Annotated in this window: 10 protein-coding genes; 3 read left to right on the top strand and 7 right to left on the bottom strand. The window is 41.8% G+C overall.

Translation table 11 applies throughout. From position 1 onward, the window contains the following. Positions 1-152: 152 nt before the first annotated feature. Positions 153-1133, bottom strand: a complete 981-nt coding sequence (locus ACE1AQ_RS21220) for an ABC transporter ATP-binding protein (RefSeq protein ID WP_008196239.1) — start codon at positions 1131-1133, stop codon at positions 153-155. A 280-nt stretch (positions 1134-1413) separates the two neighbouring features. Between ACE1AQ_RS21220 and dacB the strand changes: the two genes are divergently transcribed. Further along, on the top strand, positions 1414-2301 hold the full coding sequence (gene dacB / locus ACE1AQ_RS21215; protein ID WP_106909588.1) for a D-alanyl-D-alanine carboxypeptidase/D-alanyl-D-alanine-endopeptidase: 888 nt from the start codon (positions 1414-1416) through the stop codon (positions 2299-2301). A gap of 81 nt (positions 2302-2382) precedes the next feature. On the opposite strand, the gene ACE1AQ_RS21210 is transcribed toward dacB, so the two are convergent. From ACE1AQ_RS21210 to patD, 6 genes are all read right to left on the bottom strand, one after another. Further along, the gene (locus ACE1AQ_RS21210; protein WP_002739044.1) at positions 2383-2649 is read right to left on the bottom strand and encodes a DUF6761 family protein; all 267 of its coding nucleotides are present in this window, start codon (positions 2647-2649) and stop codon (positions 2383-2385) included. Between the two features lie 250 nt (positions 2650-2899). Beyond that, on the bottom strand, positions 2900-3865 hold the full coding sequence (locus ACE1AQ_RS21205; RefSeq protein ID WP_008196257.1) for a M48 family metallopeptidase: 966 nt from the start codon (positions 3863-3865) through the stop codon (positions 2900-2902). A 335-nt stretch (positions 3866-4200) separates the two neighbouring features. After that, a complete protein-coding gene (locus tag ACE1AQ_RS21200) occupies positions 4201-6336 on the bottom strand; it encodes a glycosyltransferase (protein ID WP_110545436.1) in 2136 nt (711 codons plus the stop codon). A gap of 233 nt (positions 6337-6569) precedes the next feature. Beyond that, positions 6570-6695, bottom strand: coding sequence for a hypothetical protein (locus tag ACE1AQ_RS21195; RefSeq protein WP_002759643.1), 126 nt, complete (start codon positions 6693-6695; stop codon positions 6570-6572). A 55-nt stretch (positions 6696-6750) separates the two neighbouring features. Continuing rightward, positions 6751-8376: an ABC transporter ATP-binding protein gene (locus ACE1AQ_RS21190; protein ID WP_110545433.1), complete on the bottom strand. Its 1626-nt coding sequence runs from the start codon at positions 8374-8376 to the stop codon at positions 6751-6753. Positions 8377-8451: 75 nt separating this feature from the next. Next, positions 8452-8808, bottom strand: coding sequence for a heterocyst frequency control protein PatD (patD, locus tag ACE1AQ_RS21185; RefSeq protein ID WP_008196268.1), 357 nt, complete (start codon positions 8806-8808; stop codon positions 8452-8454). A 225-nt stretch (positions 8809-9033) separates the two neighbouring features. On the opposite strand from patD, the gene ACE1AQ_RS21180 reads away from it, so the two are divergent. Together ACE1AQ_RS21180 and ACE1AQ_RS21175 are read left to right on the top strand one after the other, a co-directional pair. After that, entirely contained in the window at positions 9034-11331 is a 2298-nt protein-coding gene (locus ACE1AQ_RS21180; RefSeq protein WP_106909584.1) for a bifunctional (p)ppGpp synthetase/guanosine-3',5'-bis(diphosphate) 3'-pyrophosphohydrolase, read from the top strand. Positions 11332-11488: 157 nt separating this feature from the next. After that, positions 11489-12487, top strand: a complete 999-nt coding sequence (locus ACE1AQ_RS21175; protein ID WP_110545431.1) for a glycosyltransferase family 4 protein — start codon at positions 11489-11491, stop codon at positions 12485-12487. Positions 12488-12802 lie beyond the last annotated feature (315 nt).

Genomic DNA, 12802 nt, shown 5'->3' with positions numbered 1-12802 from the left:
GCAAAAATAAGGATTAAATTGCATAAAATCTGTAAATAGACCATTTAATTAATTATTATTCATTCTTAATTCTCCTGACTACTGACTACTGACTACTGGCTCCTAACCCCAACAACAATTTTTGATTTTTACAAGAGGTCTTATGAAAGTGCCTATTGACTGGAGGTAATACCGCGTTGACGTAATTGGTCGATAAAAAATTCTTCGAGGGAAGCACGAGCTAAATTAAGACTAATCAAGCGAGCATCCATACTAGGCAGGGCAGCCAGAAAAGCATCGGGTTCTCCCTGTAATTGTCCGTGCCAAAAATTATCGCGCCAATGTAAACCGAGTATCCATTGCTGTAGTTGCTCTTCCCTACCCCCCTGAACAATCACCTGATAGACATCAGCACGACCGAGAATTTGGTCGAGGGAACCGACACAGAGTAATTCTCCCCGAGCCAACAGGGCAATGCGATCGCAAATTTGTTCCACATCGGAGAGAATATGGGAGTTAAAAAAGATGGTTTTCCCCCGTTGTTTGAGGGATTGAATAATTTCCCGCACCTGATAGCGACCGATAGGGTCTAGTCCCGACATCGGTTCATCGAGAAAGACTAATTCTGGATCATTGATTAATGCTTGAGCTATACCGATCCGTTGCATCATTCCCTTAGAATATTGACGCAATTGCTTTTTCTGGGCGGTTTTGCGCTCTAATCCCACTAAATCCAATAATTCAGGAATGCGTTTTTTTTGCACAAAAGAGGGAATTTCAAAAATGCCGGCGATTAATTGTAGGAATTCCCAGCCGGTGAGATAGTCGTAGTAGTAGGCATTTTCGGGAAGATAGCCGATGCGTTGCCTGACCAAGCGATCGCCAATTGGTTGACCGAGAATCAAGGCCCGTCCGGAAGTGGGTCGGACAATCCCCAAAAGGGTTTTTAAGAGCGTGGTTTTGCCTGCACCGTTCGGGCCTAATAATCCAAAGGTTTCCCCCTCATGGACAATTAAAGTACAGTTTTTCAAGGATTCGATTTTTTTATTTAACCAGAATCCCGTCCGATAAGTTTTTTGCAAGTTTAACGTCTCTAGAACAGTTTGACGGGTGGTATTCGTCATTGTTTTGGAGTCATCTGAGACAGAATACATGGGTTTTACATCCCTTTTCCTACACTTTGCTTTTATTATTCCCAAATTGTCAGCAGTAATGTCACGGCTATCAAAATAGCACGATTTTGGAACCCAGAAAAATTCCAACCGGTCTTGAGAAGGGGTATCAGTGCAGTTCCGGGCTATGACAAGCTTTCTTCCCTGGCATTGGTGAGAATCGGGCGCTAAAATCTGTTAGACAGGTAACTTTGACACTTGAGCGGCAACTGGTACAATAGTGCGAACGCTTACGGAAACCAGACTCTTACACAAACACAGCATGAAACAACTCCTCAATTGCCTTAATTCCCTGACAGTGGCCAGTGTCGCCACTATCGCTTTGGCCTACCCTAGCATCGCTCAAGTTAATCTCTCCGTTTATCCCCATCCTTCCTCGTCGAACGAATCCATAGAATTATACGTTCCCCCGCCGGAAAACAATAATATCAATAATACCTGTACTCAATTGATCGGGGCAAATATCGATAAAATTATCGGTCAAGCTCCCAATCAGTGGGGTATATTAATCGAATCTCTTGATCGCCAAACGGTTATTTATAGTCATAACGCCGATCGCTATTTTATCCCTGCTTCTAATACAAAGTTATTTACCACGGCTGCCGCTTTACAAGTGATGAACCCGGAGACGACAATTCAGAAAAAATCCCTGCGCGATTGGGTTAATGTCACTAATCAGAGAAGTAATAATTTCTACGCTGACACTCTTTTTCGCTTTATCGGCGGTGCTAAAAATGTTACTGCCATTTTGGCACAATTGGGCATCAATCCCAGTGGTTTTCGTCTAGCCGATGGTTCGGGATTATCCCGCCGTAATACCGCTACTCCCCGCTCGATCGTGGAAATTTTGCGGGTGATGTATTATTCTCCTAATCGAGACACTTTCTATGCTTCCTTGCCGGTAGCGGGAATTAGTGGCACCCTGAGAAACCGGATGCGTCAGACGGCCGCTACTGGCACAGTTTACGCTAAAACCGGCACTCTTACCGGTGTGCGGGCCCTATCGGGTTATTTAGAAAACCCCAACCAAGGACCGATGTTATTTAGCATTATCGTTAATAATCAACGGGTTTCGGGACAGGCTCTGGTGAAAGCGATCGATACTATTGTTCTACAGATGACCGAATCTCGTTCCTGTCAAGCTCAGTAAATCTCTCGTAAAAATCCCCAATTGTCCTGATCAGCTGTCCGCGCATTTAAATTGCTTGTGGAGATGAGGCAAGAGTAAAGGTTAATAATAGCCATAATCTGCCTCAGTTTGGGTTTGGGTTTGGGGGGAGAGATATTCAAAATTAGAGGGATCTCGCAAGAAGCGAAATATTTCTTCTTCGAGACGATGAATTAGATAGGGTTCTATGGAACTAGAATCGCGTAAACAGGCTAAATAGCCTTCTACATATAGCCGGATCTCATCAAAACGTGAGCCACGGTGCCAAAGATCCACCATGTCATCGGTTAGTCTTTGATAGTAACGAATGGATTGGGTATCTTGGAGCATGGGCAGTAGAACAAAAAAGAGAGAGTGGGGGTAAGTGTTTATGGATCATCGTAGGGAGAATTGCTATTCTCGGTCCCCGATACCTCTATTGTACTCACCAAATCGGCAAAACACAGACAAGAGAATTTTCAGTGATCAGTAAAGGGTGTGGGGTGTGGGGTGTGGGGTGTGGGGAGAACAAAGCTGCCTTTTGCCTTTTGCATGAGCGCCTTTTGCATGAGCGCCTTTTGCATGAGCGCCTTCGTATAGATTATTCAGGGTTTCTTTGTCTTTTTGCCCGTTCAATTTCTGCTTGTAGTTCTGCTATTTGTCGCTGCAATCTTTCGCTTTCCCTATCATTAGCATCAATATTAATTGAGCTTTTTACCCCTGTTTTGGCATAGTTTCCCCGGCGAATTTGACGATAGGATTCCGAGTTAAACCATTGCTGTAGATACTGGACTCTTTCCACGGAGAAAGGATGGGTTAAAAAGGAACCATTACCGCCATTATAAATGAGAAATTTATAAATCTGGTTTAAGTTATCTTGGTCTAATTGTCGGTAGGCTTCCCCTTGGCGAATAAATTCTTCTAAGTTGCATTCATGCAGATATTTTTGACTTCCTCCTGCACATTTCATTAAAGTTCTCAGGACTAAATTTAAATCATCGGTAACTAATAAGGCGGCTCTGTCTGCGGATAATTCGGCTTTTCTGCGCCATTCATAAAAGGCATAAACTAGACCAGTAGTAATGGCTTTTCCTAGTCCTAAAGTGATGTCTCCAAGCAAATTAGCCGCCCCCATCACCCAAAAAGAAAGTTGAATTAAAATACTATGATCGCATTTTAAATGACCTAATTCGTGGGCAAGAATTACCCGAATTTCTTCTTCATCTAAGAGGTCTAAAAGGGCAGTATTAAAGACAATATAGGGATGTTCCGAACCCAAGGAATAGGCATTGGCTAAAGGGTTTTGACTGACATAAAGATTCGGTTCTGGGGACATATCTAAATCCCGCAGACATTGGCGATAGATGCCGTATAAAGTGGCGTATTGACGCGGGCCGACTTTTAGATCATTGCCCATTAATAAAATTTGCTGGGGACGTTCATAGAGATATTCGGAAAAACTTTTCGCTAATAAGTCAAACCCCGGAACTGATCTTAAGGCCTGTTCAGCTTGCTGATCTAGGGGATGTTTAAAAGCTTGACTAGAGATATCAGGATAAGTTGGCATATTAATAAAACCTCTTGTAAAAATCAAAAATTGTTGTTAGGGTTAGGAGTCAGCAGTCAGGAGTCAGAAGTCAGGAGTCAGGAGTCAGGATAATTAAGAATGAATAATTAAATGCTCTATTTACAGATTTTATGCCGCCATTTAATTCTTATTCTTGCCGTTTATGAAACCTCAAAAATTAATTATGCAAGAGGTCTATAGAATAAAAAAATCAAAAATTGTCCTAAATTGATCCTATACAAATGCCTGATACATCTGCAAAATTGCGGATTATAGAGTTGATTTAGTTGCGCTGACATAGAATATACTTGTGGGATAAATGAGCTTTATTTTTGTTAACTATCCTTAGCAACAATTCCTAGATTCGATAACAAAGCTTGCAGGTTAGTTTGCACGGTAGCGGGTTGGTATCTCTTAATAGTTTCTAGGGAATTATCGGCGAGTTTTTGCCATAATTCCCTATCATCATAGAGTTCGATCACTGCTTGGGCAAATTCCTCGGCAGTATCGGCAATTAGAACATCTTGGTGGTCAATTAATCCCATACCTTCGGCACCAATTTTTGTGGTAATAGTCGGTAATCCTAGGGAAAGACTTTGACCTATTTTACCCTTCATTCCCGCACCAAATCGCAGGGGAGCGACAAAAATGCGACTCTTTTGGAAATAGGGTTCTACTTCGGGAACATAACCGGTGACAATCACTTGATCATTGGCTAATTCCTTCACTTCATCCTTGAGGTTACTTCCCAATAAATTAACGGCAATATCGGGACGGGATGCCCAAACTAAGGGCATAATTTCTAAACATAACCACTTAACTGCATCAATATTAGGAGGGTGATTGTAGCTACCAATAAATACTAAACCCGATCGCTGGTCAAAGGCAACTTTTTCAGACGGGGAAATTTCTTCATGAATATTGGGGATTACCCAAACATTTTTCACTCCTAAAGAGGATAAAACCTGCTTTTCGTCTTCCGTTACTACCACGGTTGCTTCCGCTTGATTAGCATAGTTTAACTCTAATTTCTGATAGGTTTGCCAACTCCAGCTAGTATTTTGATAACTGGGATCGAGATAGTCTTTTTGGCGTTTTAAACGTAGAAAATGCAGGTCAATTGTATCATAAATAATTGGCACTTTTGTCTTTAAGCGGATTAAATCCATATACTTATCGCACAATTCGGGCCGACACAACCAAACTCCATCGATCAGAGGTAAATATTTGATTAATTTTTCTTCTAGATTATATCTTTGCGGTGTGCCATAAATAACTTCAATTCCCAGCTGTTGCAGGACGGAAGTATAGGGTTGTTCAGGATAGCCATTATCGGGAAAGAAAATCACTGAATAGCCTAAATTGAGCAGTAGCTTAAGAATATTTAATAAACGCACACAGCCGGATTCTCGATCGTATAGTGGAACGTAGGAATCGATGACTAAAATTGTCGGTTTTCCTTGTAAACGTCGGGCAGCTTTGGGTACATTATTAGCATCGTTATCTAGGTGTTTAGTTAATACCTTTGACCATTTTTCTCGAAACTTAGTTTGATTAATAATTTGATATTGTTTTGTCCCACTGGAAAGGTCTGTTCCCGAGGTAATTCCCTCGTAGTGAATGACGTTAGATTGGGGTTGATAGAGGACTTGATAACCCAATTCTCGGATGGCAAAACATAAGTCTGTATCTTCGTAATATGCGGGGATAAAGTCTTGACAAAAACCACCTAATTGCTTAAATAAATCCGTAGGAACTAATAAACTGGCCCCCGAACAATAGTCCACGGGACGCACATAATTATATTCTGGTTCATCGGGACTATCTAAGCGTCCATAATTCCAACCATCGGCAGAATTCCAGATAATTCCCCCCGCTTCTTGTTGTTTACCATTAGCATAAATTAACTTGGAACCCACCGCACCAACTCCGGGATTATTGATAATTAATTTTACTAAACTTTCTAGACAATTTTCCAGAATTCTAGTGTCGTTATTGAGAAAATATAGGTATTGACCTTTTGCTTGACTAGCCCCATAATTACAGGAACGGATAAAACCAGAGTTTTCTGCATTAGTTAATACTTTAATTCCTTTAACTAAAGTTGCTAATTGTTCTAAAGTTTCATCGCTGGAAGCATCATTAACAATAATTATTTCATAAGCTAAATCAGAACTTAAGTTAACACTCAAGGACTCCAGACAGTTAAAGGTGTAGGCAAATTGGTTATAAACAGGAATAATAATCGAGACTAAAGGATTGTCACTACTGGCAATTTCTAGGGGCCGGAGTTCGGCTAATTTAGCACTTTCGATCACCTGTTCTTCAAATTCAGAGGAACTCTTTCCTGTGAGAATTTTAATAATTTTTCGTTTCGTCTTTTTGAGTGCTGGTTTCCATCCTTCCTCTTGGAGACTAAAGACAAATTTTTTAAGCAGTTTTTTAACTTTAAAAATAATCATTATTACCATAAATACCCCTCTAGAGAAAACCAATCTTGTGCTAAATTTAAATCTCTTTCTGCTCTAACAATAGCTCCTTCCTTTAATTGTTGCTTGAGGTAGTTTCTCTGTGGTTCCATAATATAAGTAGATGGGTGGAATTAAATATAAGATGAACGTAGGTTGGGTTGAAGCATGAAACCCAACGCCCGCATGGGTTACGCTACCGCTAACCCATCCTACAAATAATTGTGCCTCCCTACTTATAATTTAATCGCTTCATTAATTAAATTATTATATTCTTTTTCAGGATAATCACTACTTGCCAACCATCGATCGAGAAGTTGCATGGTATCTTCAGGGAGAGTTATCTGAAGTTGTCTGGCCATTTTTTCTTTCCTAACTATATCTAGACAATAACAATTATAAACCCCTAGAGCGATTTTAGTTGCTGTCGGGATAAATTCTCGGGGCTGCGGCGATTAATTTTTGGGTGTAGGGGTGTTGGGGATGGCTAAAAATCTGTTCAGTGTCACCCATTTCAACTATTTTACCCGCAGTCATCACCGCAATTCGATCGCAGAGGAATCTCGCTAACCAAAGATCATGAGTTATAAATAAATAAGTGAGATTAAATAACTTTTGTAACTCTAACATTAACTCTAAAACCTGTGTCTGAACACTAGCATCAAGCATACTAACTGGTTCATCACAAATAACTAATTCCGGACGAGTAATTAAAGCGCGAGCAATGGCTACTCTTTGCTGTTGTCCCCCCGATAACTCCCTAGGATAGCGTCGATAAAATTCCTCTGTTGGTGTTAAACCGACTCGATCTAACATTTCTAAAACCTGTTTTTTCGCCGTTTCTAGACTAATTTTTTGATGGATCAAAAGCGGATCGGCGATACTTTCTCCCACCGTCATTAAGGGATTGAGACAAGCGAGGGGATCCTGAAAAATCATCTGCATTAAGCGCCGTTTGGGACGCATTTTTTCCCCCGACAAAGGGGTTAAATCTTCTCCTAAAAATTCCACTTTTCCCCCAGTGGGTTTAATTAACTGTAATAGGGTTCGCGATAGGGTACTTTTCCCACACCCCGACTCCCCAACTAAACCGAAGATTTCCCCTCGATACAGTTCAAAATTGACTTCATCCACCGCTTTAATAAATTTCTTTTCTTTTTTGAAAAAACTATCTAAAAAGTTACCTTCTAGGGTATAATACTGCTTTAAATTATTCACCTTTAACACCGTTTCTTTGCCTTGAATTGCTGTGGATTTTTCCTCCCGTAGCTGTAGGTGTAAAGCGGCGGACAAAAGAGAACGAGTGTAGGGGTGTTGAGGTGTATTAAAAACTGTTTTTACCGCTCCCGATTCGACAATTTTGCCCCCCTTCATTACCGCTAATTGATCGCAATATTCTCCCACCAGCGCTAAATCATGGGAAATTAACAATAATCCCATCTGTTCCTCGCTACATAAACGCTTTAATTCCCGCAGAATTTCCGCCGAAACTGTCACATCTAAACTGGTGGTGGGTTCATCGGCAATAATTAACTTAGGGTTTAATAATAAAGCTAAAGCAATAGCCACTCTTTGCCGCATTCCTCCGCTAAATTCGTGAGGATATTGAGACCAACGATTAGCGGGAATTTTCACTTTTTCTAGGACAGTACAAGCTTGATTTTTAGCTTGACGATAGGTTAAATTTCCTCGATGGGCTTGCAAAGTTTCCACACAATGATCGCCAATAGTCATCAGCGGATCTAGTCGCGTCATCGGATCTTGAAAGACTAATCCCACCGCTTCCCCACGAAACTTTTCTAACTGTTTGTTAGATAAAGATAAAAGCGATCGCCCTTCAAAGTTAATCTCACCTTCCACATGAGTGTGATTGGGTAATAACCTTAAAATAGCCTTACCGATAGTCGATTTTCCACAACCAGATTCACCCACTAATCCCAGAGTTTCCCCTTTGCCTATACTAAAAGATACCCCATCGATCGCCCAAGAGGGAGAACTTAATTCGGTTGGGTAGGCAATTTTTAGGTCTTTGATTTCCAACATAACGCGATCGGTAACGATAAAAGTTAGGACTTAGGGTCAAGTATGCCACACAAAGGGCGATCGAGCATTTAATCACTAATCGACAACTGCCCCTAACAAAACCCGACAATACCCCTTTAAAGTCGCCACTCGCTCGCTAATTATCTGTAAACGTTTCTCCCGTCCTTGCCGGGCCGAGGCCAAAAATAACCAATCCGTCTCCAGCAATCGCCAGGATCGATATAGTTCCGTCTGGACTACGCGCCAACGATTAGCCACCTCTGGGCTGAAATTGTCATCATTTAGTGACAATATCTCCCCCTCTAGACAGGTTTGTAAAGCTTGAAAAGATTGTAACCCCGTGGAAGCATCCCCATCCAGAAGGGCAAGACTGAAATCCTCCAGTTTTCTTAACAAAGATTTGTAGGCTTGATGGTAATTTGTCGGTAGCATCCAATACAAAGCGCGTTAGAATTTGTTACATAAGATTAACGATTTGCCGTCACGGTTGCAAGTCCTCTCTCCTCCCAATCAGAGACAAAAACTTAAAAGAATCGCGTCCTTTTCGCCGCTAAGTCCGATTCTAGTGTTAGAGAGTTAAGTAATCTGGCATCCCTTGGTCCTAATAATTTTCTAGTTACCCGTCTCCTTCACCCCTATTATCCCCCCGATCTAACCATGAACGCCATCACTGCCACCCAACCAGAAATACTCACGGCCCTTCCCCGGGCCACGCAACCGAAAAAAGCGTTAGTTTTACCCGATTGGCTGAAAGAATGCCTAATTACCTACGAAAACGACCCCCAGAATCCCGATAGCGATTTAATCTGTCGGGCCTTTAATTTCGCCCACAAACTCCACGAGGGCCAGTATCGCAAATCCGGGGAACCTTATATCGCCCATCCCATAGCCGTGGCGGGATTACTGCGGGATCTGGGGGGTGATGGGGCAATGATCGCGGCGGGATTCCTTCACGATGTGGTGGAAGATACGGAAGTCACCCCCGAAGAAATCGAGGCTAGATTCGGTGTCGAGGTGCGTAATTTGGTGGAAGCGGTGACAAAACTCTCCAAATTTAACTTTTCTAGCAAAACTGAACGGCAAGCGGAGAATTTTCGCCGAATGTTCCTGGCGATGGCTCAAGATATCCGCGTCATCGTGGTCAAATTAGCCGATCGCCTGCACAATATGCAAACCCTCGAACACCTCACCCCGCAACAGCAGCAACGCATCGCCCTCGAAACTAGAGAAATCTTTGCTCCTCTGGCTAACCGTTTAGGGATTGGCAGATTTAAATGGGAATTAGAGGATTTATGCTTTAAATACCTCGAACCCGATGCTTATCGTCAAGTCCAGTTATTAGTATCGGAAAAACGCATCGATCGAGAGTCCCGCATCGAAACCGTTACTAACACATTGCGGGAAAAATTGCAAGAAATTGGCATAAAAGTTCTTGATTTACAAGGTCGCCCCAAACATCTCTACGGCATTTATCATAAAATGCACAATCAGGGTAAAGAATTCGAGCAGATTTATGATATCGCCGCCGTCCGCATTATCGTCGAAACTAAAGAGGAATGTTATCGTTGTTTAGCCATAGTTCACGACCAATTTACCCCGATTCCCAACCGTTTTAAAGACTATATCGGTTTACCAAAAGCTAACCGTTATCAATCCCTCCATACCACCGTTGTTGGTTTAAATGCCCGCCCCCTAGAAGTGCAGATTCGCACCCTAGAAATGCACCATGTTGCTGAGTACGGGATTGCAGCTCATTGGAAGTATAAAGAAACCGGTTCTAGTCACACAACTTTAACCGCTGAGGATGAAAAATTCGCTTGGCTGCGTAATCTTCTTGACTGGCAAAAAGACCTTAAAGATGGTCAAGAATACATGGATGGTCTCAAAAATAATTTCTTTGAAGAAGATATCTATGTTTTCACCCCCAAGGGTGATGTGGTAGCCCTGGCCCAAGGTGCGACACCGGTAGATTTTGCCTATCATATTCATAGCGAAGTAGGTAATCAGATGAAAGGGGCAAGGATTAATGGTAAATGGTCAGTTCTTGATGCTCCCTTGCAAAATGGTGATCTGGTGGAAATTCTCACCAGCAAGCATAGTCACCCTAGTTTAGATTGGTTAAATTTTGTCGTTACTCCTAGCGCCAGAAATCGCATCCGGCAATGGTACAAAAAATCGCGACGAGAAGAAAATATTAGTCGGGGTCGTGATTTATTAGAGAAAGAATTGGGTAAAACTGGCTTCGATGCCCTGCTGAAATCGGAACGAATGCAATCGGTGGCTAAACAGTGCAATTATGTGGCAGTAGAGGATTTATTGGCGGCCTTAGGTTACGGCGAAGTTACCCTAAAAAATGTGGTTAATCGTCTGCAAGAAACAGTTAAAAATCAACAGGAAATTTTAACAGCTAAAAATCCGCCCGATGTCCTAACTGATTCCCAATTGATTCTACCACCTTCTCCCGTTCAAAGGGCTTTACCCGTCAGTAAATCACCGATCGCCGGTGTGGAGGGATTAGTCTATCGTTTAGCCGGTTGTTGTTGTCCTTTACCCGGAGAAAATATTACCGGTATAGTTGCCCATGCGGGGGAAGGTATTGTTATTCACCGTCAGGGCTGCTCGAATGTGGAAAAAGCCGAAGCTGAACGCTTAATTCCTGTTAGTTGGAATCCTATAGATGACCAGGGACGTTATCCAACTTATCCGGTAAATATTCAGATTGAAGTGATTGATCGCGTCGGGGTTTTAAAAGACATTCTCTCTCGTTTAAGTGACCAAAATATTAACGTTCGCAATGCCGGAGTTAAGACTAATTTCGGTAAACCCGCTTTAATTTCCCTGAAAATTGAAGTAAAAGACCTGCAACAATTTGAACGCTGTGTTACTCAAATTAAGCTAATGAGCGATGTTTTAAACGTTCGTCGCATCAGTCAGGTAAAAAGCGATCGGGAGTAGGTTAAACCTAAAATTCCCGCTCCTATCCCCCAAACGCCAGAGCGCCTTAGCTTTTGAACTGGGATGCTGACACTGACTAAAACCATGATGGCAATATCGGCACTTTTTGTCACCGAACAGCGTAGGATCGATAATTAATCTGAGCGCAAAAATCCCTATGTTATTATCCCTACTCTCAGTCATCAGTTTTCTGATTAGTTTTCTGGTGGTTGCCCTGATTAAACAACGTTTTAGCCAACAATTGTTAGATATTCCCAATGAGCGTAGCAGCCATAGTCAACCCACACCTAGGGGGGGTGGACTCGGTTTTGTCGTCGCTTTTGCTCTGACCAGCGGCCTCAGTTATTTTCTCCTTCCTCCTTCCCTACCTTTTATTCCCCTCTGGTTATCCCTGACTCCTTTAATTATTATCGGCCTTCTCGATGATCGTCGCGGTATTCCCTCTAGTATTCGCTATTTAGTCCAGTTATCCTCAGCTAGTCTTGCGGTCACTTTTTTCGGTGCTTTTCCCCAATCGTGGCTATTAGATTTGGGTTTTGGCGGCAAAATTTTGGCTATTGTTCTCACAATTATCGGCCTGACTGCGATGATTAATTTTTATAATTTTATGGATGGTCTCGATGGCTTGGTGGCTGGCTGTACGGCGGTACAATTGGCATTTCTCGCTCTCTATTTTCAGCAACCAATTTTATGGCTTTTAGTGGCGGCTTTAGGCGGTTTTCTCCTCTGGAATTGGTCGCCAGCGAAAATTTTTATGGGCGATGTGGGTAGCACCAGTCTAGGGGCAATTGTCCCTATGGTTTTACTTAATTCCCAGGGCAATCAAAGTCAAGCTTGGTCAGCTTTAACTATCACTTTACCTCTGATTGGTGATGCTATTTATACCCTGATTTGTCGATTATTAAGAAAGGAAAATATCTTCCAAGCTCACCGCAGTCACCTTTATCAAAGATTACAAAAATCTGGCTTGTCTCATCCACAAGTAGCAATTATTTATATGGGGGTAACTCTCCTGATTGCTATTAGTGTTAACTACTTGGGAAACCTGGGAGCATGGCTGACTTTACCTCTGATTCTAGGATTAATTGTTCTCGGAGAAATTTATCTGAATAGGCGAGTTAGCGAGCATAATTTAGCGGTGACAAGAAAAGAATAAATTTTTTATCCCCATGGCTCCGGGAGTCAAACCTAGAGAATGTTAAAGGAACGTCGTAATTTAATTTAATCGTCCTAAAACCCTAATTAATTTTGCTTAGGTACTTACCAAATAGACCTCTTGTGAAAACTAAAAATTGTTGTTAGGTTTAGGAGTCAGTAGCCAGTAGTCAGGAGTCAGGAGAATTAAGAATGAATAATAGTTAACTAAATGGTCTATTGACAGATTTCAGGCAGTTTAATTCTTGTTTTTGCCGTTTTTGAACCATCAAAAATTAATTATGCAAGAGGTCTAATGAAGTTGTACTTTATGTTG

The organism is Microcystis sp. BLCC-F209 (genome assembly GCF_041928595.1).
In the GTDB taxonomy this organism is placed as follows: Bacteria; Cyanobacteriota; Cyanobacteriia; order Cyanobacteriales; family Microcystaceae; genus Microcystis.
The sequence above is the reverse complement of the archived record's forward strand: the minus strand, read 5'-3'. Positions and strand labels throughout refer to the sequence as shown.